22 protein-coding genes are annotated in these 25,417 nt (G+C 59.4%); 16 read left to right on the forward strand and 6 right to left on the reverse strand.

The features are described from left to right. The first annotated feature begins 178 nt into the window (after positions 1-178). The 8 genes from LIS66_RS07840 to LIS66_RS07875 all read left to right on the forward strand — a co-directional run bounded on the left by LIS66_RS07840 (position 179) and on the right by LIS66_RS07875 (position 11,134). The gene (locus tag LIS66_RS07840; protein WP_042607586.1) at positions 179-3,010 is read left to right on the forward strand and encodes a 2-oxoglutarate dehydrogenase E1 component; all 2,832 of its coding nucleotides are present in this window, start codon (positions 179-181) and stop codon (positions 3,008-3,010) included. A gap of 44 nt (positions 3,011-3,054) precedes the next feature. After that, on the forward strand, positions 3,055-4,281 hold the full coding sequence (odhB, locus tag LIS66_RS07845) for a 2-oxoglutarate dehydrogenase complex dihydrolipoyllysine-residue succinyltransferase (RefSeq protein ID WP_227973933.1): 1,227 nt from the start codon (positions 3,055-3,057) through the stop codon (positions 4,279-4,281). Positions 4,282-4,389: 108 nt separating this feature from the next. After that, positions 4,390-5,826: a dihydrolipoyl dehydrogenase gene (gene lpdA / locus LIS66_RS07850; RefSeq protein ID WP_042607587.1), complete on the forward strand. Its 1,437-nt coding sequence runs from the start codon at positions 4,390-4,392 to the stop codon at positions 5,824-5,826. 184 nt (positions 5,827-6,010) lie between these two features. Further along, a complete protein-coding gene (gene sucC / locus LIS66_RS07855; protein WP_016773679.1) occupies positions 6,011-7,177 on the forward strand; it encodes an ADP-forming succinate--CoA ligase subunit beta in 1,167 nt (388 codons plus the stop codon). Then, on the forward strand, positions 7,177-8,061 hold the full coding sequence (gene sucD, locus LIS66_RS07860; RefSeq protein ID WP_016773680.1) for a succinate--CoA ligase subunit alpha: 885 nt from the start codon (positions 7,177-7,179) through the stop codon (positions 8,059-8,061). The genes sucC and sucD overlap by 1 nt, the downstream gene beginning before the upstream one ends. A gap of 361 nt (positions 8,062-8,422) precedes the next feature. Continuing rightward, entirely contained in the window at positions 8,423-9,736 is a 1,314-nt protein-coding gene (gene brnQ, locus LIS66_RS07865) for a branched-chain amino acid transport system II carrier protein (RefSeq protein ID WP_227973934.1), read from the forward strand. Positions 9,737-9,995: 259 nt separating this feature from the next. Next, entirely contained in the window at positions 9,996-10,733 is a 738-nt protein-coding gene (locus LIS66_RS07870) for a DUF599 domain-containing protein (protein WP_042607589.1), read from the forward strand. Beyond that, complete coding sequence (locus LIS66_RS07875) at positions 10,733-11,134, forward strand: MAPEG family protein (protein WP_065615116.1); 402 nt, start codon at positions 10,733-10,735, stop codon at positions 11,132-11,134. Before LIS66_RS07870 ends, LIS66_RS07875 begins: the two co-directional genes overlap by 1 nt. Positions 11,135-11,196: 62 nt before the next feature. On the opposite strand, the gene LIS66_RS07880 is transcribed toward LIS66_RS07875, so the two are convergent. Continuing rightward, positions 11,197-11,433: a hypothetical protein gene (locus tag LIS66_RS07880; protein WP_007959016.1), complete on the reverse strand. Its 237-nt coding sequence runs from the start codon at positions 11,431-11,433 to the stop codon at positions 11,197-11,199. A 158-nt stretch (positions 11,434-11,591) separates the two neighbouring features. Between LIS66_RS07880 and LIS66_RS07885 the strand changes: the two genes are divergently transcribed. The 4 genes from LIS66_RS07885 (at position 11,592) to LIS66_RS07900 (ending at position 15,301) form a co-directional block, all read left to right on the forward strand. Then, a complete protein-coding gene (locus tag LIS66_RS07885) occupies positions 11,592-12,068 on the forward strand; it encodes a PaaI family thioesterase (protein WP_083353289.1) in 477 nt (158 codons plus the stop codon). Next, positions 12,065-12,517: a PaaI family thioesterase gene (locus tag LIS66_RS07890; protein ID WP_227973935.1), complete on the forward strand. Its 453-nt coding sequence runs from the start codon at positions 12,065-12,067 to the stop codon at positions 12,515-12,517. Before LIS66_RS07885 ends, LIS66_RS07890 begins: the two co-directional genes overlap by 4 nt. A gap of 81 nt (positions 12,518-12,598) precedes the next feature. Next, positions 12,599-14,503 (forward strand): molecular chaperone HtpG, encoded by a 1,905-nt coding sequence (gene htpG / locus LIS66_RS07895; RefSeq protein WP_227973936.1) that lies wholly within the window; start codon positions 12,599-12,601, stop codon positions 14,501-14,503. Between the two features lie 69 nt (positions 14,504-14,572). Further along, positions 14,573-15,301 (forward strand): dienelactone hydrolase family protein, encoded by a 729-nt coding sequence (locus LIS66_RS07900; protein ID WP_227973937.1) that lies wholly within the window; start codon positions 14,573-14,575, stop codon positions 15,299-15,301. Between the two features lie 456 nt (positions 15,302-15,757). On the opposite strand, the gene LIS66_RS07905 is transcribed toward LIS66_RS07900, so the two are convergent. Together LIS66_RS07905 and LIS66_RS07910 are read right to left on the reverse strand one after the other, a co-directional pair. Then, a complete protein-coding gene (locus tag LIS66_RS07905; RefSeq protein ID WP_042607594.1) occupies positions 15,758-16,624 on the reverse strand; it encodes a pirin family protein in 867 nt (288 codons plus the stop codon). A 61-nt stretch (positions 16,625-16,685) separates the two neighbouring features. After that, positions 16,686-17,102, reverse strand: coding sequence for an OsmC family protein (locus LIS66_RS07910; protein WP_042607595.1), 417 nt, complete (start codon positions 17,100-17,102; stop codon positions 16,686-16,688). A 129-nt stretch (positions 17,103-17,231) separates the two neighbouring features. Between LIS66_RS07910 and LIS66_RS07915 the strand changes: the two genes are divergently transcribed. Together LIS66_RS07915 and LIS66_RS07920 are read left to right on the forward strand one after the other, a co-directional pair. Beyond that, positions 17,232-18,278 carry an amidohydrolase family protein gene (locus tag LIS66_RS07915; RefSeq protein ID WP_416220743.1) on the forward strand — a complete coding sequence of 349 codons (1,047 nt, stop codon included), beginning with the start codon at positions 17,232-17,234 and terminating at the stop codon, positions 18,276-18,278. A 139-nt stretch (positions 18,279-18,417) separates the two neighbouring features. After that, positions 18,418-20,043 carry a methyl-accepting chemotaxis protein gene (locus LIS66_RS07920; RefSeq protein WP_042607597.1) on the forward strand — a complete coding sequence of 542 codons (1,626 nt, stop codon included), beginning with the start codon at positions 18,418-18,420 and terminating at the stop codon, positions 20,041-20,043. 239 nt (positions 20,044-20,282) lie between these two features. Here LIS66_RS07920 and LIS66_RS07925 read toward each other — a convergent pair whose 3' ends face one another. The 3 genes from LIS66_RS07925 to purM are packed head-to-tail and all read right to left on the reverse strand — an operon-like array spanning position 20,283 to position 22,713. Continuing rightward, positions 20,283-20,996 (reverse strand): DUF3108 domain-containing protein, encoded by a 714-nt coding sequence (locus LIS66_RS07925; protein WP_016773693.1) that lies wholly within the window; start codon positions 20,994-20,996, stop codon positions 20,283-20,285. A gap of 8 nt (positions 20,997-21,004) precedes the next feature. Beyond that, the gene (gene purN, locus LIS66_RS07930; protein ID WP_227973939.1) at positions 21,005-21,655 is read right to left on the reverse strand and encodes a phosphoribosylglycinamide formyltransferase; all 651 of its coding nucleotides are present in this window, start codon (positions 21,653-21,655) and stop codon (positions 21,005-21,007) included. Continuing rightward, positions 21,655-22,713, reverse strand: a complete 1,059-nt coding sequence (gene purM / locus LIS66_RS07935) for a phosphoribosylformylglycinamidine cyclo-ligase (RefSeq protein ID WP_039763675.1) — start codon at positions 22,711-22,713, stop codon at positions 21,655-21,657. The genes purN and purM overlap by 1 nt, the downstream gene beginning before the upstream one ends. Positions 22,714-23,086: 373 nt before the next feature. On the opposite strand from purM, the gene LIS66_RS07940 reads away from it, so the two are divergent. Both LIS66_RS07940 and LIS66_RS07945 read left to right on the forward strand, forming a co-directional pair. Next, positions 23,087-24,145, forward strand: a complete 1,059-nt coding sequence (locus LIS66_RS07940; RefSeq protein WP_042607600.1) for a DUF2066 domain-containing protein — start codon at positions 23,087-23,089, stop codon at positions 24,143-24,145. Between the two features lie 35 nt (positions 24,146-24,180). Continuing rightward, the gene (locus LIS66_RS07945; protein ID WP_042607601.1) at positions 24,181-25,254 is read left to right on the forward strand and encodes an AI-2E family transporter; all 1,074 of its coding nucleotides are present in this window, start codon (positions 24,181-24,183) and stop codon (positions 25,252-25,254) included. Positions 25,255-25,417: the final 163 nt, after the last annotated feature.

The raw sequence follows: 25,417 nt of genomic DNA on the forward strand, positions 1-25,417 counted from the left end.
CCGTAGCCATAAGCTGCAGCTCTTCTTTTGAAGAAATGAGACAAGCAGGGGCATCCGGGCTGGTACCCGGACTATCAGTGTGATCCTAGGTGGCTTGTTTTAGTCGCTGCATTCGGACTTCTGCAAGTTTGCTCGGTGTCGACACCGATGGTGTTCCCCTAACCGAGGGTGACCAAGCATGCAAGAAAGCGTGATGCAGCGCATGTGGAACAGCGCCTACCTTTCAGGTGGAAACGCTGCCTATGTGGAAGAGCTTTATGAGCTCTACCTGCACGACCCTAACGCTGTGCCAGAAGAGTGGCGCACCTACTTTCAGAAGTTGCCAGCCGACGGCAACTCTGCCACTGATGTTTCGCACTCGACGATTCGCGATCATTTCGTGCTGCTGGCAAAGAACCAGCGCCGCGCCCAACCGGTTTCCGCCGGCAGCGTGAGCAGTGAGCACGAGAAGAAGCAAGTTGAAGTGCTGCGATTGATCCAAGCCTACCGTATGCGTGGCCACCAGGCAGCCCAGCTTGACCCGCTGGGGCTGTGGCAGCGTCCTGCACCTGCAGACCTGTCGATCAATCATTACGGCTTGACCAATGCCGATCTTGATACGACCTTCCGTGCCGGCGACCTGTTCATCGGCAAAGAGGAAGCGAGCCTACGCGAAATTCACGAAGCGTTGCAGCAGACATATTGCCGCACCATCGGCGCTGAATTCACGCACATCACCGATTCCGAGCAGCGCCAGTGGTTCCAGCAGCGTCTGGAAAGCGTGCGCGGTCGTCCGACGTACTCCGCCGACATCAAGAGCCACCTGCTTGAGCGCGTGACTGCCGGTGAAGGCCTGGAAAAATACCTCGGTACCAAATACCCGGGCACCAAGCGTTTCGGTCTGGAAGGCGGCGAAAGCCTGATTCCGATGCTCGACGAACTTATCCAGCGTTCCGGCTCGTACGGTACCAAGGAAGTCGTCATCGGCATGGCCCACCGTGGCCGTCTGAACGTGCTGGTCAACACCTTCGGCAAGAACCCGCGCGAGCTGTTCGACGAGTTTGAAGGCAAGAAGAAGGTCGAGCTCGGTTCCGGTGACGTGAAATATCACCAGGGCTTCTCGTCCAACGTGATGACCACCGGCGGTGAAGTTCACCTGGCCATGGCGTTCAACCCGTCCCACCTGGAAATCGTTTCCCCGGTGGTCGAAGGTTCGGTGCGCGCCCGTCAGGACCGTCGCAACGACCTGACCGGCGAGAAAGTCCTGCCGATCTCCATCCACGGTGACGCGGCATTCGCCGGTCAGGGCGTGGTCATGGAAACCTTCCAGATGTCGCAGACCCGCGGTTTCAAGACCGGCGGTACCGTGCACATCGTGATCAACAACCAGGTCGGTTTCACCATCAGCAACCCGCTGGACTCGCGTTCCACCGAGTACGCCACCGACGTTGCCAAGATGATCCAGGCGCCGATCCTCCATGTGAATGGTGATGATCCGGAAGCCGTGCTGTTCGTGACCCAGCTGGCCATCGACTACCGCATGCAATTCAAGCGTGACGTGGTGATCGATCTGGTCTGCTACCGTCGTCGCGGCCACAACGAGGCCGACGAGCCAAGCGGCACCCAGCCACTGATGTATCAGCAGATCACCAAGCAGCGCACCACCCGTGAGCTGTACGCCGAACGCCTGACCCAGGCCGGTGTGCTTGACGCTGAACGCGTTCAGGCCAAGGTCGACGAATACCGCAACGCGCTGGACAACGGTCTGCACGTGGTGAAATCGCTGGTCAAGGAGCCGAACAAAGAGCTGTTCGTCGACTGGCGTCCGTATCTGGGCCATGCCTGGACAGCGCGTCACGACACGCGTTTCGATCTGAAGACCCTGCAAGAGCTGTCCGCCAAGCTGCTGGAAATTCCGGAAGGCTTCGTGGTTCAGCGCCAGGTCGCGAAGATCTATGAAGACCGTCAGAAGATGCAAGCCGGCGGCCTGCCGATCAACTGGGGTTACGCTGAAACCATGGCGTACGCGACCCTGGCGTTCGAAGGTCACCCGATTCGCATGACCGGTCAGGACATCGGCCGCGGTACGTTCTCGCACCGTCACGCTGTGTTGCACAACCAGAAAGACGCGGGCACCTACATTCCGCTGCAGAACCTGTACGACGGTCAGCCACGTTTCGACCTGTACGACTCGTTCCTCTCGGAAGAAGCGGTACTGGCATTCGAATACGGTTACTCGACCACCACGCCAAACGCGCTGGTGATCTGGGAAGCCCAGTTCGGTGACTTCGCCAACGGTGCACAGGTCGTGATCGACCAGTTCATCACTAGCGGCGAGCACAAGTGGGGCCGTCTCTGCGGTCTGACCATGCTGCTGCCACACGGTTACGAAGGCCAGGGCCCTGAGCACAGCTCGGCACGTCTTGAGCGTTACCTGCAGCTGTGCGCCGAGCACAACATTCAGGTGTGCATGCCGACTACCCCGGCGCAGATCTACCACTTGCTGCGTCGTCAGGTGATTCGTCCGCTGCGCAAGCCGCTGGTCGTGCTGACGCCGAAGTCGCTGCTGCGCCACAAGCTGGCCATCTCGACGCTGGAAGATCTGGCCGAAGGTTCGTTCCAGACCGTGATCCCGGAAATCGACGCACTGGACCCGAAAAAGGTCGAGCGTGTGGTTCTGTGCAGCGGCAAGGTCTACTACGACCTGCTGGAAAAACGCCGTGCCGAAGGCCGCGAAGATATCGCCATCGTGCGTATCGAGCAGCTGTATCCGTTCCCTGAGGACGACTTGAAAGAAGTCCTGGCTCCGTACACCAACGTCAAGCATGCCGTCTGGTGTCAGGAAGAGCCGATGAACCAGGGTGCCTGGTACTGCAGCCAGCATCACTTGCGTCGCAGCATCGCCAACCTCGACAAGACTCTCGTACTCGAGTACGCGGGCCGTGAGGCGTCGGCTGCCCCAGCTTGTGGTTATGCATCGATGCACGCCGAGCAGCAGGAAAAACTGCTGCAAGATGCTTTCACTGTTTAACGCCTTCGCGCTGACTGAAACCGAATTTTAAGGACCCACAGATAATGGCTATCGAAATCAAAGCCCCGTCATTCCCGGAATCGGTTGCCGATGGCACCGTTGCCACCTGGCACAAGAAACCAGGTGAGGCCGTCAAGCGTGACGACCTGATCGTCGACATCGAAACCGACAAGGTCGTGCTCGAAGTGTTGGCTGAAGCGGACGGCGTGCTGGGCGCAATCGTTGCCGAAGAGGGCGCTACCGTTCTGTCGAACCAGGTCCTGGGCTCGATCGAAGAGGGCGGCGCTGCTGCCGCTGCTCCAGCCGCCGCTGCTGCTCCGGCTGCTACTGCCGCTGCCGCACCAGCTGCTGCCGATGGCGAAGATGATCCGATCGCAGCACCGGCTGCACGCAAACTGGCTGAAGAAAACGGCATCAACATCGCTTCCGTTGCCGGCACCGGCAAGGGTGGTCGTGTGACCAAGGAAGACGTGGTTGCAGCTGTTGCTGCCAAGAAAGCCACTCCGGCTGCCGCGCCTGCCAAGGCTGCCGCTCCTTCGGCCGCTGCGCCTGTGTTCGCTGCCGGCGACCGCATCGAGAAGCGCGTACCGATGACCCGCGTACGTGCCACCGTGGCCAAGCGTCTGGTTGAAGCCCAGTCGAACATGGCGATGCTGACCACGTTCAACGAAGTCGACATGACTGAAGTCATGGCTCTGCGTTCGAAGTACAAGGACCTGTTCGAGAAGTCGCACAACGGCGTACGCCTGGGCTTCATGTCGTTCTTCGTGAAAGCGGCCACCGAAGCGCTGAAACGCTTCCCGGCTGTCAATGCGTCGATCGACGGCGGCGACATCGTTTACCACGGCTACGCGGACATCGGCGTTGCCGTTTCCAGCGACCGTGGCCTGGTGGTACCGGTTCTGCGTAACGCCGAGCTGATGAGCCTGGCGGAAATCGAAGGCGGCATCGCAACCTTCGGCAAGAAAGCCCGTGACGGCAAACTGTCGATGGACGAGATGACCGGTGGTACCTTCACCATCACCAACGGTGGTACCTTCGGTTCGATGATGTCGACGCCAATCGTCAACCCGCCGCAGGCAGCGATTCTGGGCATGCACAACATCATCCAGCGTCCAATGGCCATCAACGGTCAGGTCGTGATCCGTCCGATGATGTACCTGGCACTGTCCTACGATCACCGTCTGATCGATGGCAAAGAAGCTGTGACCTTCCTGGTGACCATCAAGAACCTGCTGGAAGATCCGGCTCGTCTGTTGCTGGATATCTAAAAAGCAGCTGCAAGCTTTTAGCTACAAGCCTCAAGCTCAAGGCGAGCGGGTGGGCTTGCAGCTTGAAGCTTGCGGCTTGTAGCTTTATTGCTAAAGAGGATTTTTTGAATGTCGCAGAAATTTGACGTAGTAGTGATCGGTGCCGGCCCTGGTGGCTATGTAGCGGCCATCAAGGCTGCGCAGTTGGGCCTGACCACTGCCTGCATCGAGAAGTACACCGACGCAGAGGGCAAGCAAGCCCTGGGCGGTACCTGCCTGAACGTGGGTTGCATTCCTTCCAAGGCGCTGCTCGACAGCTCGTGGAAATACAAGGAAGCCAAAGAGAGCTTCAACGTTCACGGTATCTCGACCGGCGAAGTCAAAATGGACGTCGCTGCGATGGTTGGCCGCAAGGCTGGCATCGTCAAAAACCTGACCGGCGGCGTTGCCACCCTGTTCAAGGCCAACGGCGTTACTTCGATCCAGGGCCACGGCAAGCTGCTGGCCGGCAAGAAAGTCGAAGTCACCAAGCCTGACGGTTCGGTTGAAGTCATCGAAGCGGAAAACGTCATCCTCGCGCCAGGTTCGCGTCCGATCGACATCCCACCGGCTCCGGTTGACCAGAAAGTCATCGTCGATTCGACGGGCGCTCTGGAATTCCAGTCCGTACCCAAGCGTCTGGGCGTGATCGGCGCTGGTGTGATCGGTCTGGAACTGGGTTCGGTATGGTCGCGTCTGGGCTCCGAAGTGGTTGTTCTGGAAGCGCTGGACACTTTCCTGATGGCAGCGGACACCGCTGTTTCCAAGGAAGCGCTGAAAACCCTGACCAAACAGGGTCTGGACATCAAGCTGGGCGCTCGTGTTACCGGTTCGAAAGTCAACGGTGAAGAAGTTGTCGTCAACTACACCGATGCCAACGGCGAACAGACCATCACTTTCGACAAGCTGATCGTTGCCGTTGGTCGCCGTCCGGTGACCACTGATCTGCTGTCTGCCGACTGCGGCGTGGAAATCGACGAGCGCGGTTTCATCGCGGTCGATGACCACTGCGTCACCGCCGTACCGGGCGTCTTCGCCATTGGCGACGTGGTTCGCGGCATGATGCTGGCCCACAAGGCTTCGGAAGAAGGCATCATGGTTGTCGAGCGCATCAAAGGCCACAAGGCTCAGATGAACTATGATTTGATCCCTTCGGTTATTTATACTCACCCGGAAATCGCGTGGGTTGGCAAAACCGAGCAGGCGCTGAAGGCCGAAGGCGTTGAAGTCAACGTCGGCACCTTCCCGTTCGCCGCTTCCGGCCGTGCCATGGCTGCCAACGATACCGGTGGTTTCGTCAAGGTCATCGCCGATGCCAAGACCGACCGCGTATTGGGCGTGCACGTGATTGGCCCGAGCGCTGCGGAACTGGTTCAGCAGGGCGCGATCGGTATGGAATTCGGCACCAGCGCTGAAGACCTGGGCATGATGGTTTTCTCCCATCCGACCCTGTCCGAAGCCTTGCACGAAGCTGCTCTGGCAGTGAATGGCGGCGCCATTCACATTGCCAACCGCAAGAAGCGTTAAGACACACAATAAGAAACCACGGCGGTAGCGGCCCGTCGTGAGCCTTGCGAGCAAGACTCACCGCGGAATGTCCCCCGGACGCAGTCTTGCGTAGCTCAGCTACGCAAGCAGCAGTCACAGGTGGCGCGGCACTCAAACGAGCGCAGCGCCGAATGCGCAGTACCTAACGAAGACGGTAAAAAGCATGAATCTTCACGAGTATCAGGGTAAGCAGCTGTTCGCTGAATACGGCCTGCCAGTTTCCACTGGTTACGCAGTAGACACCCCGGAAGCAGCAGCAGAAGCTTGCGACAAGATCGGCGGCAACGAGTGGGTCGTCAAAGCCCAGGTTCACGCCGGTGGTCGCGGTAAAGCGGGCGGCGTAAAGCTGGTTCGCAGCAAAGAAGACGCCAAGGCCTTCGCACAGCAATGGCTGGGCAAGCGTCTGGTGACTTACCAGACTGACGCCAATGGCCAGCCAGTCACCAAGATCCTGGTTGAATCGTGCACTGATATCGCTAAAGAGCTGTACCTGGGCGCTGTCGTTGACCGTTCGAGCCGTCGCATCGTGTTCATGGCTTCCACCGAAGGTGGCGTGGACATCGAGAAAATCGCTCACGACACGCCAGAAAAAATTCTCAAGGCCACTATCGATCCACTGGTTGGCGCTCAGCCATCCCAGGGTCGCGAGCTGGCATTCCAGCTGGGTCTGGAAGGCAAGCAGGTCACTCAGTTCGCCAAGATCTTCGTAGGTCTGGCCAAACTGTTCAAAGACCACGACCTGGCTCTGCTGGAAGTGAACCCGCTGGTGATCAAGGCTGACGGCGATCTGCACTGCCTCGACGCCAAGATCAACATCGACGCCAACGCCATGTACCGTCAGCCTAAGCTGAAGGCTTTCCACGATCCGTCGCAGGACGATCCGCGCGAAGCGCACGCTGCCAAGTTCGAACTGAACTACGTAGCCCTGGAAGGCAACATCGGCTGCATGGTCAACGGTGCCGGTCTGGCCATGGGTACCATGGACATCGTCAACCTGCATGGCGGCAAGCCAGCCAACTTCCTCGACGTAGGTGGTGGCGCAACCAAGGAACGCGTTACTGAAGCGTTCAAGATCATCCTGTCCGACCAGAACGTCGCGGCAGTACTGGTCAACATCTTCGGCGGCATCGTTCGCTGCGACATGATTGCCGAAGGCATCATCGGCGCCGTGAAAGAAGTCGGCGTGAAAATCCCGGTTGTTGTTCGCCTTGAAGGCAACAACGCTGAGCTGGGCGCTAAAGTACTGGCAGAAAGCGGTTTGAACATCATCGCTGCTACCAGCCTGACCGACGCTGCTCAACAAGTTGTCAAAGCTGCGGAGGGCAAGTAATGAGCGTCCTGATCAATAAAGACACCAAAGTTATCTGCCAGGGTATTACCGGTTCGCAAGGTAGTTTCCACACCCAGCAAGCCATCGAATACGGCACCAAGATGGTTGGTGGCGTAACTCCTGGCAAAGGCGGCACCGAGCACCTGGGTCTGCCAGTGTTCAACACCGTCAAAGACGCAGTAGCTGCCACCGGCGCTACCGCCAGCGTGATCTACGTTCCTGCTCCGTTCTGCAAGGACTCGATCCTGGAAGCGGCATTCGGCGGCATCAAGCTGATCGTCTGCATCACCGAAGGCATTCCTACCCTGGACATGCTGGACGCCAAAGTTAAGTGCGACGAACTGGGCGTAGTCCTGATCGGCCCTAACTGCCCAGGCGTGATCACCCCAGGCGAATGCAAGATCGGCATCATGCCAGGTCACATTCACTTGCCAGGCAAGGTCGGTATCGTTTCGCGTTCCGGCACCCTGACCTACGAAGCTGTGAAGCAGACCACTGACGCCGGTTTCGGTCAGTCGACTTGCGTCGGCATCGGCGGTGACCCGATCCCGGGTTCGAACTTCATCGACATCCTGAAACTGTTCCAGGAAGACCCGAAGACCGAAGCGATCGTAATGATCGGCGAGATCGGCGGTTCGGCTGAAGAAGAAGCGGCTGCCTACATCAAGGCAAACGTAACCAAGCCGGTTGTTTCCTACATCGCTGGTGTGACTGCTCCTCCGGGCAAGCGCATGGGCCATGCTGGCGCAATCATCTCTGGCGGCAAAGGCACTGCAGACGAAAAATTCGCTGCGCTGCAAGACGCAGGCGTGAAAACCGTGCGTTCGCTGGCAGACATCGGCAAGGCCCTGGCCGAGCTGACTGGCTGGGAAGTGAAGAAGTAAGCCACGGCTGACTTTTTAGCTCCAGCAACAAAGGCCACCCTCGGGTGGCCTTTGTCGTTTCAGAGCAGCAGCAAGCTCCAAGCGGTTAGCTGCAAGATGGAAGCTTGCAGCTTGAAACTTGTAGCCTGCTGCTGCTTTTCTTATGTAAACGCGACACTGAAACGTCGCGTATCGGATAGTTCGCCCTCTAACAGTGCGTTTATCAGCCGAATTCGTTAGGCTGGCAGCCATTTTTGCGTCCGCCGCCCACAAGGCAGCTACGCGCTTTAAGGGTCAGTCCCATACGGATCGACAGCATTTCCCTAATCCAACAGGGCAATCCCCCTCTAAATTCCGATTTCAGTAGTGTGGTATTACCTTAATGAAAGTTTTGAAAGGTCAGGACATCCTGGCACTTGGTTTTATGACGTTCGCCCTGTTTGTCGGGGCCGGTAACATCATCTTCCCGCCGATCGTCGGCTTGCAGGCCGGGCCTCACGTCTGGATGGCTGCATTGGGCTTTCTGATCACCGCGGTAGGTTTGCCGGTGATCACCGTGGTGGCGCTGGCCAAGGTCGGCGGCGCCATGGATGCGTTGAGCAGCCCGATCGGCAAGATCGCTGGCGGTATCCTCGCGGCGGCGTGCTATCTGGCGGTGGGTCCACTGTTCGCCACCCCGCGTACCGCGACCGTATCGTTCGAGGTGGGTCTGGCGCCGTTGACCGGCGAAAGCCCGCTGGCGCTGTTTCTCTACAGCTCGGTGTACTTCCTGCTGGTGTTCTTTGTTTCGCTCTACCCTGGGCGTTTGCTGGATACCGTCGGCCGCTTCCTCGCGCCGCTGAAAATCATTGCGCTGGCAGTGCTGGGTATCGCAGCATTCGTCTTGCCGGCGGGTGACATCGGTCACGGCACGCCGGAATATGTGGCGGCGCCGTTCTCCCAGGGCTTCATCAATGGTTACCTGACCATGGATACCCTCGGCGCGCTGGTATTCGGCATCGTCATCGTCAACGCGATCCGCTCCCGTGGCGTCGAATCACCGGCGTTGATCACCCGTTACGCGATCATCGCCGGGCTGATTGCCGGTGTCGGTCTGGCGCTGGTCTACGTCAGCCTGTTCCGCCTCGGTTCCGGCAGCCATGAAGTCGCGGTCGGCGCCACCAACGGTGCGGCGGTGTTGCATGCCTACGTGCAACACACCTTCGGCTCGCTGGGCAGCGGTTTCCTCGCTGTACTGATCTCGCTGGCGTGTCTGGTCACGGCGGTCGGCCTGACCTGCGCCTGCGCTGAGTATTTCAGCCGTGTGCTGCCACTGTCCTACAAGACTCTGGTGGTTATCCTTGCGGCGTTTTCGCTGCTGGTCTCCAACCTCGGTCTGACCAAGCTCATTGCCTTCTCGATTCCGGTGCTCACTGCGATCTACCCGCCGTGCATCGTTCTGGTTGCGCTGAGCTTCTGCAAGGATTTCTGGCATGAGCACGCGCGGATTCTTGGCCCGGTGATGCTGGTGTCGTTCCTGTTCGGCACCATCGATGCCTTGAAAGGCGCCGGTCTGGCCGACTGGATGCCAACTCAGCTTACCCATCTGCCGTTGAGCGAGCAGGGGCTGGCGTGGCTGGTGCCGTGCGTGATGACCCTGGTGGTCGCCGTGGTGTGCGATCGCCTGCTGGGCAAGCGCAGCGAAGTCACTGCCTGACGTGATATGACCCGCCACAAACGGGTCAGGCACGGTTAAACAGAAATGCCCCGTATCAATCGATACGGGGCATTTTTTATGCGCGTGAGGCAGTGTCTTTTTTGCTGAGCTAACGTCGAAGGGTTGCTTAGCTTTTATGTAGCAGTGAGCCTGCTCGCGATAGCGGTTCGTCAGTCAACACCGTGCTGACTGACGAACCGCTATCGCGAGCAGGCTCACTTCTACAGGTGTACAGCGTTTACATCTCACAGGGAATTGCATGTCGTTCATCCAAGCCAATCTGATCCACCTGCTCGCCGCTGTCTGGTTTGTCATCTGCTGGGGCGGTTACACCCGTTATGCCTCCTGGAAGGCCCGCGACACGGCGTGTCTGGCCAGCGTGTTGCACCTGTACCGCGAAGACTGGATGCGGCGCATGCTCCTGCGTGACAACCGTATCGCCGACGCCAGCGTGATCGGCAATCTGGAACGCAACGCCTCGTTCTTCGCCTCCAGCACGCTGATCATCCTCGCCGGTATCCTCACCGTGCTCGGTGCGTCCGAACGGGCCGTGTCGTTGTTGGCGGATATTCCGATGGTGCAGCAGGCGTCGCAGGGCATGTCGGAGATCAAATTGCTGTGTCTGGCATTGGTGTTCGTCTACGCGTTCTTCACGTTCAGCTGGTGCATGCGGCAGTACAACTTCGCCGCGATTCTGGTCGGTTCGGCGCCGATGATCGGCGAGCGCCAGGTCACCGAGCAAGAGCGCAAGGCGTTCGCATCGCGGGCGGCGCGGGTGATCTCGATGGCGGCCAACCAGTTCAACTTCGGCCTGCGTTCTTACTACTTCGGCATGAGTATGCTGGCGTGGTTCGTCAGCCCGTGGTTATTCATGATCATGAGCGCGGGCGTCGTGGTGGTTCTGTATCGCCGCGAGTTTCATTCCGACGTTCTCGATGTCATGGTCTATACCCCTACAGAGGCGCCCGTCCCTGAGGCAAACAAAGAGGCTGTTTGATGAGTATTCCGTTCTGGTGTGTGTTTATCAGTGCTTTATTGATTTATGTGGCGCGCATGCCGGTGGCCAAGGCCATGAAAGAGCAGGGTGGGTATGACAATCATCAGCCCCGTCAGCAGCAGGCACAGTTGACCGGCTTCGGTGCGCGAGCGCTGGCGGCCCATCAGAACAGCATCGAAGCCTTCATCCTGTTCGCCGTCGGTGTGCTGATGGCGCACACCACGCAAACCGCAGGCTGGCTGATCGATGCGCTGGCGATCATCTTCGTGATCTCGCGAATCCTCTATCTGTGGTTCTATCTGGCCGACCTGGCGAAGTTACGCAGCCTGATGTGGCTAGTTGGCTTCATCTGCTCGTTGTTGCTGATGATTAGTCCGACTTTTAGAACCGTGTTGCTATAACCGGTAAATCGCAGGCAAAAGAAAACCCGCACTTGGCGGGTTTTCTTTTCACACCAGAAAGCTTATTGCTTTTTGGCGGCTTCTTCTTGAGCAGCGGCGTTCGATTCAGCCTGAGCTTTGGCAGCTTCGGCGTTTTCTTTTGCTGCGTCGTTCACTTTATCCTGAGCTTTGTTCATGTCTTGCTGAGCCTGCTCAGCATGTTGGTTGGCATCTTGAGCTTTGTCCTCGGATTTTTTATCGCAGGCAGCGAGACCGAGGGAAGCGGTCAACATCAAGGCAATAGCTAAAGTCTTACGCATGGGGTGTATCTCCTTATGGAAAATAACTACTGGCCTTAAGAACTCGGCGCTACGGGTTAAGTTCCTCATTTGTTTCAGATATATAAGTTTGTTTTATCACGGAACTTTTGCCGCTTTTCTCACTACTGGCACAAGGCCCAAACGCGAGTAATTATCACATGGCCGAAAACCCCGTTTTTGAGCGCGCCACGCGTTTTTTATCGGCATTGCGTCACTGTCAGGTCTTGGGTCTGCAGGTACACAGTGCCTCCAGCGAAGGCATGACAGTGATCCTGCCCTATAGCGAAAAAATCGTTGGTAATCCCGAAACCGGAGTCATCCATGGCGGCGCCATTACGTCGTTGATGGACACCGCCTGCGGTATGTCGACCTTGTGCGTACTGCCGGAGTTCGAAGTCTGTCCGACCCTTGATCTGCGCATCGACTACATGCACGCCGCTGAACCGAACAAAGCCGTGTACGGCTTTGCCCAGTGCTACCGCGTCACCACTGACGTGATCTTTGCCCGTGGTTTCGCCTACCAGGACAATCCCGAGCAGCCGATCGCCCATGTCGTCGGCACGTTCATGCGCATGGGCATCGGTCTGAAGGGCAGCAGAGGATTCGCGGGCGCTATAAAGGGAGGCGGGAAATGAGCGTCGACCTCAGGGAACAGCTGCAACAGGCCCACGCGCAGGGCGATTACGCGCCGCTGCTGGTGTTGATCCCTTATGCCGGGCTGATAGGTATCGAATGTTCGCGGGTCGGCGATGAGCTGCTGTTCAAGCTACCGGCGAACAAGGACAACATTGGTAACCCTTTATTGCCGGCCATCCACGGCGGGGTGATTGCCGGCTTCATGGAGCTGGCCGCAGCCCTGCATTTGCTGATTTTCACCGGCACGCCGGGTGTGCCGAAGATCATCGATTTTTCCCTCGATTACCTGCGCGCCGGGCAGTTTCGAGACACTTGGGCCAGGTGTCAGGTCTGCCGTCAGGGCCGGCGCGTGGCCAACGTCGCGGTCACTGCGTGGCAGAGTACCGAGGGCGAACCGATCGCCACCGCCCGCGCGCACTTCAAAATCGATGAGCCCTTGAAATCCTGAACAGCGCCCCCAACTCAGATGACAACCCGCCGCAGACCATTCGGGTCGCGGCCAATGCCATCTGATTGGAGTTTGATGACCATGAGTGTGGAAACTCAAAAGGAAACCCTGGGCTTCCAGACCGAGGTAAAGCAGCTGCTGCACCTCATGATCCATTCGCTGTATTCGAATAAGGAAATTTTCCTGCGCGAATTGATCTCGAACGCCTCTGACGCTGTCGACAAGCTGCGCTTCGAAGCCCTGGCCAGGCCTGAGTTGCTCGAAGGTGGCGCTGACCTGAAAATCCGTGTGAGCTTCGACAAGGACGCCAAGACCGTCACCCTCGAAGACAACGGTATCGGCATGAACCGTGACGATGTGATCACCCACCTGGGGACCATCGCCAAATCCGGCACCGCCGATTTCATGAAAAACCTGTCCGGCGATCAGAAAAAAGATTCGCACCTGATCGGCCAGTTCGGTGTGGGCTTCTACTCGGCGTTCATCGTCGCCGACAAGGTTGATGTCTACAGCCGTCGCGCCGGCACCGATGCCAGCGAAGGCGTGCACTGGTCGTCGAAAGGCGAGGGCGAGTTTGAAGTCGCCACCATCGACAAGCCAGAGCGCGGCACCCGCATCGTCCTGCACCTGAAGTCCGGTGAAGACGAGTTCGCTGATGGCTGGCGTCTGCGCAATATCATCAAGAAGTATTCCGATCACATCGCTTTGCCGATCGAACTGCCGAAGGAAGTTACCCCGGCCGAAGGCGAAGAGGCTCCTGCCGTTGAATGGGAAACCGTCAACCGCGCCAGCGCCTTGTGGACCCGTCCGCGCACTGAGGTGAAGGACGAGGAATACCAGGAGTTCTACAAACACATCGCTCACGATTTCGAGAATCCGCTGTCGTGGAGCCACAACAAGGTCGAAGGCAAGCTCGAGTACAGCTCGCTGCTGTACGTACCGGCCCGCGCGCCGTTCGACCTGTACCAGCGTGAAGCGCCGAAGGGCCTGAAGCTGTACGTGCAGCGTGTGTTTGTAATGGATCAGGCCGAGTCGTTCCTGCCGCTGTACCTGCGCTTCATCAAAGGCGTGGTCGATTCCAATGACCTGTCGCTGAACGTGTCGCGGGAAATCCTGCAGAAAGACCCGATCATCGATTCGATGAAAACCGCGCTGACCAAACGTGTGCTCGACATGCTGGAAAAACTGGCGAAGAACGAGCCTGAGCAATACAAGGGCTTCTGGAAGAACTTCGGTCAGGTCATGAAAGAAGGCCCGGCAGAAGACTTCGCCAACAAAGAGAAAATTGCCGGTCTGCTGCGTTTCGCATCGACCCAGGGCGACGACGGCGAGCAGGTTGTCGGTCTGGCTGACTACCTGGCACGCGCCAAGGAAGGTCAGGACAAGATCTACTACCTCACCGGCGAAACCTACGCGCAGGTCAAGAACAGCCCGCACTTGGAAGTCTTCCGCAAGAAAGGCATCGAAGTGCTGCTGTTGACCGACCGCATCGACGAGTGGCTGATGAGCTACCTCAGCGAGTTCGACGGCAAGACCTTTGTCGACGTGGCGCGTGGTGACCTCGATCTGGGCAACCTGGACTCGGAAGAGGACAAGAAAGCTGCAGAAGAAGTCGCCAAGTCCAAAGAAGGTCTGGTCGAGCGTCTGAAAACTGCGCTGGGCGATTCCGTGGCTGAAGTCCGCGTATCCCATCGTCTGACCGATTCGCCGGCCATTCTGGCCATCGGCGAACAGGACCTGGGCCTGCAAATGCGCCAGATCCTCGAAGCGAGCGGGCAGAAAGTCCCGGATTCGAAGCCGATCTTCGAATTCAACCCAAGCCACCCGCTGATCGAGAAACTCGATGGCGAGCAGAGCGAAGAGCGTTTTGGCGATCTGTCGCACATCCTCTTCGATCAGGCCGCCCTGGCTGCGGGCGACAGCTTGAAGGATCCGGCCGCTTATGTGCGCCGTCTGAACAAGCTGCTGGTTGAACTGTCGGTTTGATCACGTTGTAGGAAAAACCCGCTTCGGCGGGTTTTTTCGTTCTGGTGTCTACCCAATCAGGAGTCAGAAATGAGCCAAGTCACTGTACGTTCCGTGGTCTATCAGATCGACGGCCAAGCCTATGAAGGTCGCCTTGCCTTCGACGCCGAGCACAAGGCCGCGCGCCCGGGTTTGCTGATGGCGCCGAACTGGATGGGCGTCAGCGCCGGCGCCGAAGACATCGCCAAAGCGGTGGCCGCCGAGGGTTACGTGGTACTGATCGCAGATGTCTACGGCCAGACCGTGCGTCCGCAGAATGCTGATGAGGCGCTGGCAGCGATGATGCCGCTCAAGGACGACCGTGCGCTGCTGCGCAAACGTCTGCAAATGGCCTTCGAGCAATTGCAAAGCCAGGGCGAAGCAACGGTTGATACGTCGAAACTGGCGGTGTTCGGTTTCTGCTTCGGTGGTTGCTGCGCGCTGGACCTGGCTCGCACTGGCGCGCCTGTGAAAGCGGCGGTGTCATTCCACGGCACGCTGGATTCGCCGAATCCGGCGGATGCGCAGAACATCAAGGGCTCGGTGCTGGTGCTGCATGGCGCATCCGATCCGTTGGTGCCGAAGGAGCAACTGCCGGCGTTCGAAGATGAAATGAACGCGGCGAACGTCGATTGGCAACTGCTCAGCTACGGCGGTGCGGTGCACTCGTTTACCGATCCGCACGCCAACGTGCCGGGCAAAATGATGTACGACGCAAAGACCGCCAAGCGCGCGTTCAAGTCGATGCATGATCTGCTGGATGAAGTGTTCAACGGCTAAAAGCGAAAAGCCCCTCACCCTAGCCCTCTCCCGGAGGGAGAGGGGACTGATTGGGGGATGCTCGGGAGTGACGTCGATCTGAACGTGAATAGGCGAATCCATAATCGCCGGGATTTTTCAGGTCGATGTATAACGCAAGCCAGCTCGGTCGGCTCCCTCTCCCTCTGGGAGAGGGGGCTGATTGGGGGGTGCTCGGGAGTGACGTCGACCTGAACGTGAATAGGCGAATCCATAATCGCCGGGATTTTTCAGGTCGATGTATAACGCAAGCCAGCTCGTTCGGCTCCCTCTACTTCTGGGAGAGGGGACTGATTGGGGGGGCTCGGGAGTGACGTCGACCTGAACGTGAATAGGCGAATCCATAATCGCCGGGATTTTTCAGGTCGATGTATAACGCAAGACACCTCGGTCGGCTCCCTCTCCCTCTGGGAGAGGGCTGGGGTGAGGGTAAGCGGCCTAGCGCGGTAGTTCGATCCGCTCGACTTCCCCCGGCACCGTCGGCCAGTCCTTAGCCGCCCACTTCCGCCTGGCTTCATCAATCGCCGCCGGATCACTGGCGACGAAATTCCAGTTGATCCGTCTCGGACCGTCCAGCGGCGCACCGCCGAACACCACCGCGTGTACATCGCTTTCAGCAAACAGACTCATTTCTTCGCCAGCGGGCAACACCACCAGCGCATGCGGCTCAACCGCCTCGCCATTCAATTGCGCATCGCCGCTCAACACATACACCGCGCGCTCTTGATGCTCGGTCGGAATCAGCAGTGTGGTCGCAGTCTGCATTTTCACTTCGGCATACAGCGTAGGAGCAAGCACCGGCACTGGCGATTCCAGGCAAAAACCTGACCCGGCAATCATCCGAATCTGCACGCCAAGGTTATCGCTGACCGGAAGTGTCGCAGCCGGGTGATGGCTGTAATGCCCCGGGCCCTGTTCGTATTCCCTGGGTGAGGCCAGCCAGACTTGCAAGCCATGCAAGGTGAAGGTCTCGGCAAGCAGCGGCGCAGGGGTGCGCTCGACATGGGCGATGGCGCTGCCAGCGGTCATCCAGCTGACATCGCCAGCACCGACCACCTGATCGGAGCCAAGACTGTCTTTGTGCTGCAGTTGCCCTTCGAACAGATAGGTCAGGGTCGACAGACCGATGTGCGGGTGCTGTCGGATGTCCATCCCTTTGCCCGTCGGATAAATCGTTTCGAGCATGTGGTCGAAAAACACGAAAGGCCCGACGTTGCGGCATTTGGCTGACGGCAGCGGGCGCAGGATCGGCTGGCCTTCGACGTCTTCGGCGCGTGGGCGGATGATCAGGAGTGGCATGTCCATGGTGCATTCCAGGCTGAGCGGGTGATGCCAGAAGCATAACCCGCCGCTGGCATCGGGAGGATTATTGGCTGTCGAAGCCTTGTGGCGCGTGGGTTTCGATGCTGACTTCGCTGGTGGTCATCAGCTTGTGAATCGGGCAGCGATCGGCCACACGCAGCAGTTCCTCGCGCTGGGCGTCGGTCAGTACGCCTTTGAGCGTCAGGGTGACGTGCAGGGCGTATTTGCCTTTCTGCTCTTCGCTGTTGTCGCGCTTGACTTCGACACCCACGCCGGTGAGCGGGATGTCTTTTTTCTTCGCGTACATTTTCAGGGTCAGCGCTTTGCAGGCACCGAGAGCGGCATCGAAGTAGTCGTGCGGCTCCGGCGCGGTGCCTTCACCGCCGGCGGTTTTCGGTACGTCGGCAAACAATTCGTGATCGTCGATCTGGACGGTATGACGAAAACCTTCGGCAGAGACGGTATTGACGGTGACAGTCATGGAAACCTCACAGGCGGCAGGAAAAATCGTTCGATCAAAACAGACCTTGCAGTTATAGAGCATTCCCGGCAGTTGGCGTTCCGCTTTTTGGCAGGGATGAACCCTTGTCGTTCGGGCGCGGTCTAGGCTATGCCCATCTGCCGGAGATTACTTGTGTCCTTGTCTCGTCTGAGTCTTGCCTGTCTGCTGCTGTTCGCTGGAAGCGCGGGCGCCCGCGAATACACCTACAGCGATGCGCACCTGCATTACGTGGATTTTTTCCAGGAAAGCGCCGGCATGCAGAAATTGCTTACGGCCATGAAGGAAAACTCCATCGAGCACGTGATGATTTCCGGCATTCCCGTGGCGAAGAAATGGCATGAAGACGAACCCAAGCGCCCGCGTTACTACGCCGGTGATGATGCCGATGCCTATTGGTACAGCGCCACCGACGTGATCATCGCCGACGCGGTGCAAAAACTCGCGCCGGAGCAGCGCCAGTACTTTCATCCGTTCCTGTCCGGCTTCAATCCCAACGACAAAAACTCCGCTGCGCACATCCAGCGCATGCTCGACCTGTATCCGGGGTTGTGGCAGGGCATCGGCGAGGTGTTTACCCGGCACGACGATCTGACGGCGCTGACCTCCGGCGACACGCCCCGGGCCAACAACGAGGCAATGACCAAGATCTATCACCTCGCCGCGGAAAACGATCTGCCGGTGATGCTGCATTCCAACATCACCTCCAAGCGTGAGAAAAATCCGCTGTACCTGAAGGAAGTGGAAGAGCCGCTGCGCAATCACCCGCACACACGATTCATCTGGGCGCATGCCGGTACCAGCGCCGAGATTCATCGGCATCAGACCCAGTTGCCGTTTCTCTTGCCGACCCTGACGCGCATGCTTGAGGCCTATCCGAATCTGTTTATCGACCTGTCGTGGAGCATGCTCACGCCGTACCTGTTGGACGAGCAGGGCAAGCCGCGCGCGGAATGGCTGGCGCTGGTGGAGAAATACCCCGAGCGCTTCATGCTTGGCTCTGACGTGGTAGGACGATTCAACAAGCTCGGTAAGGAGATGCACGCTTACCGCCCGTTCCTGGATGCCTTGCCGGAAGGGGTGGCGCGTAAAGTCGCTCGTGACAACTTCCTGGCCATACTGCCCCGCGATCCAGGCAGAACCGCTAGTCAGCGCTGAAACGTCAAGGCCAGGGGTTCGAACTAGCCGCTCGTCTGCCTATCGCCTTTTCGTCTTACGCAATTTTCTTGCAATGCCGATACCTTCTAAAGCAACCCGCTGCAGGCTGATGCAGCGCTTTTTGGAAGGAGCCAGTGTCATGAATATCCGTAGTCTCAATATTGCCCCGCGCGCCGGTCTGGGTTTCGGCCTGCTGGCCTTGATGGTGTTCGCCCTTGGGGCGTTCGCCTTGCTGCAAATGTCGAACATGCGTGCGCAGTCCGATGAAGTCGACAACAACTGGCTGCCAAGCGTGATGGCGGTCGGGGAAATGAGTCAGGACATGCTGCGTCTGCGCGCATTGACCATGCGCCTGTTGCTCAACCGTGACCCCAAGGCACTGGAGCAGAACGTCGCCAAGCTCAACGAACTGCGCAGTGGCTTGAGCGAAGCGCAGCAGCGCTATGACCGGTTGATCGCCTTGCCTGAAGAGCGTGCGCTGTTTGATCGCTTCAAGGTTGCCGAGCACAAATACCTCGAGCTGCAGGCACAAGTCCTACAGCTGTCAGCGCAGAATCGGGTCGCTGAGGCCTCCGCGATTCTCAATGATCAGATGAGTCCACTGGCCGATGAGATTGCCGTGACTCTGCGCGATCTGGTCGAGATGAATAAACACAACGCCAACCTGGCCACCGAGGCTGCACGGTTGGTGTTCAGTCAATCGCGGGTGTGGGTCGGGGTGATGATCGCCATGGCCGCACTGATCACCATTGGCCTGGCACTGCTGCTGACACGCAGCATCGTCGTGCCATTGTCGCAATCGCTCAGCGTGGCTGAAGTGGTGGCCAGCGGGGATTTGACCGGTGATATTCACATCGCAGGCAAAGACGAACCGGCGCGCTTGCTGCAAGCGCTGAAAAGCATGCAGCACAATCTGCGCGACACGATCCGGCGCATCTCCGAGTCGTCCACGCAACTGGCCTCGGCGGCCGAGGAGTTGAGCAGTGTCACTGAAGACGCCACGCGCGGTCTGCACCAGCAAAGTCAGGAAATCGAGCAGGCCGCCACGGCGGTCAATCAGATGACGGCTGCGGTGGAAGAGGTGGCGAACAACGCTGTCGCCACGTCCGAAGCTTCCCGCGAATCCGACCGCATCGCTCGGCAAGGTCGCGAGCAGGTGCAGCAGACGGTGACGTCGATCGAGTTTCTCGCCGGTGACGTCACCAACAACGCGGCGCAGGTTGAAGCGTTGGCGCAAAAGGTTCATGGCATCAGCAAAGTGCTGGACGTGATTCGCTCGATTGCTGAACAGACCAATCTGCTCGCCCTCAACGCCGCGATCGAAGCGGCCCGCGCCGGCGATGCCGGGCGTGGCTTTGCGGTGGTTGCCGATGAAGTGCGCGCGCTGGCTCATCGCACTCAGCAGTCGACTCAGGAAATCGAGCAGATGATCGGCGGGATCCAGCAGGGCACCGATTCGGCTGTCAGCTCAATGCAGCAAAGCAACGCACGGGCGCGTTCGACCCTGGAATTAGCCAAGAGCGCAGGTTCTGCTCTGGAGGAAATTGCCTCGGCGTTCACCTTGATCAACGAGCGCAACCTGGTGATCGCCAGTGCCTCGGAAGAACAAGCCGCGGTGGCGCGCGAGGTGGATCGCAATCTGATGAACATCCGGGATCTGGCGATGCAGACCTCGGCGGGGGCCAATCAGACCAGTGCTGCGAGTCAGGATCTGTCGCGTTTGGCAGTGGATCTGAATGGGATGGTGGCGCGGTTTTCTGTCTGAGTTTGACCTTCAAAAGCCCCTCACCCTAACCCTCTCCCGGAGGGAGAGGGGACTGATCGTGCGATGCTTTGCAATCCATATTCGACTCGGTTTCTCAGGTCGATGGATAGCGGCAGGCACCTCGCTCGGCTTCCTCTCCCTCGGGAGAGGGCTGGGGTGAGGGGTAGGGCCGCCGCGCAGTATCGTTGAGCAGATAAACAAAAGCCCCGCATTCGCGGGGCTCTTTGTTCTGCTATGGATCAGCTGCCTTTGACAGTCTTGCCGTTGACCGTGCCGTCCTGGAGCATGATGTTGTACTCCTTGCCGTCAGTCTCGACCTGCTGCAGACGCACCAACAGGTAATCCCAATCCTTGGCGAACCACAGCACGGTGATGCGCTTGCTTTGTGTCGGGTCGCGCACGCGTTCGACCTTGATCGCGTCGATCTGGCCGGCCTTGGTGTCGACCTTTTCCGAACCCAGTACGCGGAAGTCGTAGGTATCGACTTCGCCATCATCGACGACCTGATAGCTCATGCTTTTCTTGCCGGCGGCGACGTCATGTTGCAGCGCCAGCTGGTAGGTCGACTTGTCGACCATGCCACGGTTCAGCGGGATCTTCACCGCGTCGCCACGGTCGGTGCCGGTCACCAGCTTATTGGCCCAGTCGAAGTCCAGATCAGCCTTTTTCGCTTTGCCCAGACCGCCGCGTTCGAAGTGGTAGGACTGCGGCAGCAAGGTGTCCTTGTCCAGCTTCAGGGTGCTTTCTTCGGTCAGGCTGGCGATCATCATCGACGCCTTGAAGCTGAGTTTCCAGACGCCGTTGGCTTCCTTGGTCAGGCTGCGTTCGGCGGTGCCGCTCATGGGCAGCTGCTTCCAGTCGGCGGTGTAGCTGGCGGAGAACGGTTGAAGGTCCGCTGCCTGCGCGAAGGGCAGGGCGAGCAGAGCGCAGGCGAAGAGCAGGGCGCGACGCATAATATCTCCTAGTTTCGAATCAAGTGGCCGCTGGCGGCGAGTAGCTGGCCGTCGAGTAAAGCACCCTGGTCTCCGAGTGTCAGTCTGCCTTCGGCAAACCAGCGTACCGCCATCGGATAGATCAGGTGTTCCTGAGCGTGGACTCGTTGCGCCAGACTCTGCGGCGTGTCGTGCAACTCTACCGGTAATACTGCCTGTACGACCAGTGGTCCGCCATCGAGTTCCTCGGTGACAAAGTGTACGGAGCAGCCATGTTCCGTGTCGCCGGCCTCCAGCGCGCGCTGATGAGTGTGTAACCCTTTGTATTTGGGCAGCAACGACGGGTGGATGTTGAGCAGGCGACCCTGATAGTGGCGAACGAAATCAGCGCTGAGAATGCGCATGAAACCTGCCAGTACCACGAGTTTCGGGTTGAATTGATCGATCAGTTCGATCAGCGCGGCATCGAAGGCCTCGCGGCCCTCGAATGCCTTGTGATCCAGCGAGCGGGTGGCGATACCCGCGTCGCGGGCGCGTTGCAGGCCGTAGGCGTCGGCGCGGTTGGAAATCACCGCAGCGATGCGGACCGGGCTGTCGCCGGTCCGCGTGCTGTCGATCAGAGCCTGCAAGTTACTGCCGGTGCCGGACAACAGCACCACGACATCACAGGGCTTTGGCATCAGTGGGCCTTGAGGTTCTTCAGCTCGACCTGCGCAGCGCCTTCGGCGGCCACGGCGATCTGACCGATGACCCAAGGCTGCTCGCCGGCGTCACGCAGGGTGTTCAGGGCAACTTCGACGTGCTCCTGAGCCACGCAGATGACCATGCCGACGCCGCAGTTGAGCACGCGGTGCATCTCGGTTTCGTCAACGTTGCCTTTCTCTTGCAGCCAGTCGAACACGGCCGGGCGAGTCCAGCTGGCAACATCAACTACAGCCTGAGCGCCTTTTGGCAGTACGCGCGGAATGTTGTCGAGCAGGCCGCCACCGGTGATGTGGGCCATGGCCTTGACCGCGCCAGTGTCTTTGATCAGCTTGAGCAGTGGCTTGACGTAGATGCGGGTCGGGGCCATCAGCAGGTCGGTCAGCGGTTTGCCGTCGAGCTGGGTGTTCTCGATGTCGGCGCCGGAGACTTCGATGATCTTGCGGATCAGCGAGTAGCCGTTGGAGTGTGGGCCGGACGATGGCAGGGCGATCAGCGCGTCACCGGTGGCGACTTTCGAGCCGTCGATGATTTCCGATTTTTCCACGACGCCAACGCAGAAGCCGGCCAGGTCGTAGTCTTCGCCTTCGTACATGCCTGGCATTTCAGCGGTTTCGCCGCCGACCAGCGAGCAACCCGACAGTTCGCAGCCAGCGCCGATGCCGGTCACAACCTGGGCAGCGGTGTCGACGTTGAGTTTGCCGGTGGCGTAGTAGTCAAGGAAGAACAGCGGCTCGGCGCCGCACACCACCAGGTCGTTGACGCACATGGCGACCAGGTCGATGCCGATGCTGTCGTGCTTGTTCAGGTTCAGCGCCAGACGCAGCTTGGTGCCGACGCCGTCGGTGCCGGAGACCAGCACCGGCTGCTTGTAGCCGGCCGGGATTTCGCAGAGGGCGCCGAAACCGCCCAGGCCGCCCATGACTTCCGGGCGCGCAGTGCGCTTGGCGACGCTCTTGATGCGTTCGACCAATGCTTCACCGGCGTCGATGTCTACACCGGCGTCCTTGTAGCTCAGGGAGGGTTGCTTGCTCATGATCCAGGCCTTTAGGGGAGGGGATTCAGGGGGTAACGACCGAGTCCAGCGGGAACGTCGAACTCGATGGGCGATCGCCTCACGCGAGTTTCGAGGGGCCCGGCTGTTGCCGGTCTGCGAAGGCGCGCGATTTTATCAGGCTTGAGGGGCAGCGGCCATCCTCGCACCGACGGGCAGGGCCATATCGGCGGAAATTTTTTGCAATCGCAGGGGATGACTGCCTGTATAAGGTGTGGCGATTAACCGTCTATCGTTAGGACTGTGCAAAAACTTACCGCTACCGTGTGAATGTTTTGCCCGAGGAGGGGGTCACAGCCTTGCTCAAACGGTTCACGCGGCGTGTTCCAGCCGCTCCTGTCGACGGGAATTTTCCATGCGTTTTTGTAAATTTTTATTTGTGGGCTGCCTGACACTGGTCAGCCTGGCGAGCCATGCCGAAAACCTCAAAGGCCTTTATCAGGTGCGTCAGCCGGTCAACGGCCAGGCTGCGCAAGAGCGCGATCGCGCCACGCAGGCAGCGCTCGATACCCTGGTGCTGCGCCTGACCGGCGACCCGAAAGCCGCGCAGAGCCCGGGGCTGGCACCGATCCGCAAGGACCCGCAGCAGATCATCAGCCAGTTCGGTTTCGATGCCGGCCCCCCGGAAGTGCTGAAAGTCGATTTCGATCCGGCAACCACCGAGCAGGCGTTGCGCCGCGCCGGGCTGCCGGTGTGGGGCGCCAGTCGGCCGTCGATTTTGAGCTGGTGGCTGAACGATTCGACTGAAGGTGCGAGTCTGGTCGGTGACGGTCAGGCCGCTGCCTCAACGTTGCGCACGGCTGCGCAACATCGCGGTTTGCCACTGCGTCTGCCGCTGGCGGATCTCAGCGAACAACTCGTCGCCACTGCGCCGGCGCTGGAAAGTGCTGATCCCGCGCCCCTGCGCAGTGCTTCGGAACGCTACAACGCTGACGCCTTGCTCGCGGTGCATGCCCGTGAAGAGAGCGGGCAGTGGCAGGCGAAATGGCGGCTGTGGCTCGGCGATCAGAAAGAGGCCGGCAGCGTGCAGGGCGCCGACCAGGCTGCGGTTGCCGATGCGGTGATGCTGGCGGTGGCCGAGCGTCTGGCGCCGCGATTCGTTGCCAAGCCCGGCGCATCGGGTCAGCAGACTCTGGAAGTGCAGGGCATGAATCTGGAGCATTATGCGGCGCTGCTGCGGTTACTCGAACCGTTCGGCGTGCGTCTGCAGAGCGTGCAGGGCGATCGCATCGTCTATCGGGTCAATGGCAGCGCCGATCAGTTGCGCGCGCAATTGTCGCTGGCGAAATTGCAGGAGCTGCCTGCCGAAGCGGCGGTTCCAGCGGCACCTGTGCAGCCAGCCGTCGAGGGTGCGCCGGCGGTTGCAGCGCCAACCCCGGCAGCGGTGGCACCGTCGTTGCGGTTTCGTTGGTAAGTCTTTTCCTTATATAGAAGCATCAGGAGTGGTAAATGGCCGATACGCGGCGTTGGTTCTGGCTCGGTGGGGTAATCCTGCTTTGCGCGTTTGTATGGTTGCTGCACCCGATCCTCACGCCGTTTCTGGTCGCGTTGTTGCTGGCTTATCTGTTCGATCCGCTGGTGGATCGCCTGGAGCGGCTCGGTTTGTCGCGAACTTGGGGCGTGATTGCCGTGTTTGCCTTGTTCACCCTGATCGTCACCGCGTTGATGCTGGTGCTGGTGCCGATGCTCGCCAAGCAATTGCTGCGTCTGTACGAGCTGGCGCCGCAGATGCTCGACTGGTTGCAGCACACCGCTGTGCCATGGGCGCAGGCGAAACTGGGCCTGTCGGACGGTTTCTGGAAGTTCGACAAGGTCAAAGCCGCAATCAGCGAACACATGGGCCAGACCACCGACATCGTCGGCGTGGTGCTGAGCCAGGCCACGGCCTCGAGCCTGGCGCTGATCGGCTGGCTGGCGAATCTGGTGCTCATCCCGGTAGTCAGCTTCTATCTGTTGCGCGACTGGGACGTGATGATGGGCAAGATCCGCAGCCTGCTGCCGCGTGATCGCGAAGAACGCGTGGTGGCGCTGGCGGGTGAGTGCCACGAGGTACTCGGTGCATTCGTGCGTGGCCAGTTGCTGGTGATGGTTGCGCTGGGGGTGATTTACGCGGCTGGCCTGATGATCGTCGGTCTGGAACTGGGGCTGTTGATCGGCCTGATTGCCGGTCTGGCGGCGATCGTGCCGTACATGGGTTTTGTCATCGGCATCGGCGCGGCATTGATCGCCGGGTTGTTCCAGTTCGGTGGCGATCTCTACCCGATGGTCGGGATTGTCGCGGTGTTCATGGTCGGTCAGGCGCTGGAAGGCATGGTGCTGACGCCGCTGCTGGTCGGGGACCGAATCGGCCTGCACCCGGTGGCGGTGATCTTTGCCATCCTCGCGGGTGGCGAGCTGTTCGGGTTCACCGGCGTGCTGCTGGCGCTGCCGGTGGCGGCGGTGATCATGGTGCTGGTGCGGCATGTCCACGTTCTGTACAAGGATTCCGAGATCTACAGCGGCGTTGACGAACCCGAGCTGTGATGTCGCGGGCGGCCGGGCCTTTGGCCGGGCTGCCCGGTGTCGTACGGGCGAGGGCGCCAGAGAATCCGTCACAAAACCAGTGCTTCAACGCAAACCTTTGATTTTGCTTGGAGTCTGTCGCATTGTGCGCTCAGCCTCACGGGTATAAACTTCGCAAACTTTA

Source organism: Pseudomonas sp. HN2 (assembly GCF_020736465.1).
Taxonomy (GTDB): Bacteria; Pseudomonadota; Gammaproteobacteria; order Pseudomonadales; family Pseudomonadaceae; genus Aquipseudomonas; species Aquipseudomonas moraviensis_A.

Coding starts and splice junctions, on each gene's coding strand:
- LIS66_RS07840 (WP_042607586.1), top strand. CDS start 179: ATGCAAGAAAGCGTGATGCAGCGCATGTGGAACAGCGCCTACCTTTCA.
- odhB (WP_227973933.1), top strand. CDS start 3,055: ATGGCTATCGAAATCAAAGCCCCGTCATTCCCGGAATCGGTTGCCGAT.
- lpdA (WP_042607587.1), top strand. CDS start 4,390: ATGTCGCAGAAATTTGACGTAGTAGTGATCGGTGCCGGCCCTGGTGGC.
- sucC (WP_016773679.1), top strand. CDS start 6,011: ATGAATCTTCACGAGTATCAGGGTAAGCAGCTGTTCGCTGAATACGGC.
- sucD (WP_016773680.1), top strand. CDS start 7,177: ATGAGCGTCCTGATCAATAAAGACACCAAAGTTATCTGCCAGGGTATT.
- brnQ (WP_227973934.1), top strand. CDS start 8,423: ATGAAAGTTTTGAAAGGTCAGGACATCCTGGCACTTGGTTTTATGACG.
- LIS66_RS07870 (WP_042607589.1), top strand. CDS start 9,996: ATGTCGTTCATCCAAGCCAATCTGATCCACCTGCTCGCCGCTGTCTGG.
- LIS66_RS07875 (WP_065615116.1), top strand. CDS start 10,733: ATGAGTATTCCGTTCTGGTGTGTGTTTATCAGTGCTTTATTGATTTAT.
- LIS66_RS07880 (WP_007959016.1), bottom strand. CDS start 11,433: ATGCGTAAGACTTTAGCTATTGCCTTGATGTTGACCGCTTCCCTCGGT.
- LIS66_RS07885 (WP_083353289.1), top strand. CDS start 11,592: ATGGCCGAAAACCCCGTTTTTGAGCGCGCCACGCGTTTTTTATCGGCA.
- LIS66_RS07890 (WP_227973935.1), top strand. CDS start 12,065: ATGAGCGTCGACCTCAGGGAACAGCTGCAACAGGCCCACGCGCAGGGC.
- htpG (WP_227973936.1), top strand. CDS start 12,599: ATGAGTGTGGAAACTCAAAAGGAAACCCTGGGCTTCCAGACCGAGGTA.
- LIS66_RS07900 (WP_227973937.1), top strand. CDS start 14,573: ATGAGCCAAGTCACTGTACGTTCCGTGGTCTATCAGATCGACGGCCAA.
- LIS66_RS07905 (WP_042607594.1), bottom strand. CDS start 16,624: ATGGACATGCCACTCCTGATCATCCGCCCACGCGCCGAAGACGTCGAA.
- LIS66_RS07910 (WP_042607595.1), bottom strand. CDS start 17,102: ATGACTGTCACCGTCAATACCGTCTCTGCCGAAGGTTTTCGTCATACC.
- LIS66_RS07915 (WP_416220743.1), top strand. CDS start 17,232: ATGCCCATCTGCCGGAGATTACTTGTGTCCTTGTCTCGTCTGAGTCTT.
- LIS66_RS07920 (WP_042607597.1), top strand. CDS start 18,418: ATGAATATCCGTAGTCTCAATATTGCCCCGCGCGCCGGTCTGGGTTTC.
- LIS66_RS07925 (WP_016773693.1), bottom strand. CDS start 20,996: ATGCGTCGCGCCCTGCTCTTCGCCTGCGCTCTGCTCGCCCTGCCCTTC.
- purN (WP_227973939.1), bottom strand. CDS start 21,655: ATGCCAAAGCCCTGTGATGTCGTGGTGCTGTTGTCCGGCACCGGCAGT.
- purM (WP_039763675.1), bottom strand. CDS start 22,713: ATGAGCAAGCAACCCTCCCTGAGCTACAAGGACGCCGGTGTAGACATC.
- LIS66_RS07940 (WP_042607600.1), top strand. CDS start 23,087: ATGCGTTTTTGTAAATTTTTATTTGTGGGCTGCCTGACACTGGTCAGC.
- LIS66_RS07945 (WP_042607601.1), top strand. CDS start 24,181: ATGGCCGATACGCGGCGTTGGTTCTGGCTCGGTGGGGTAATCCTGCTT.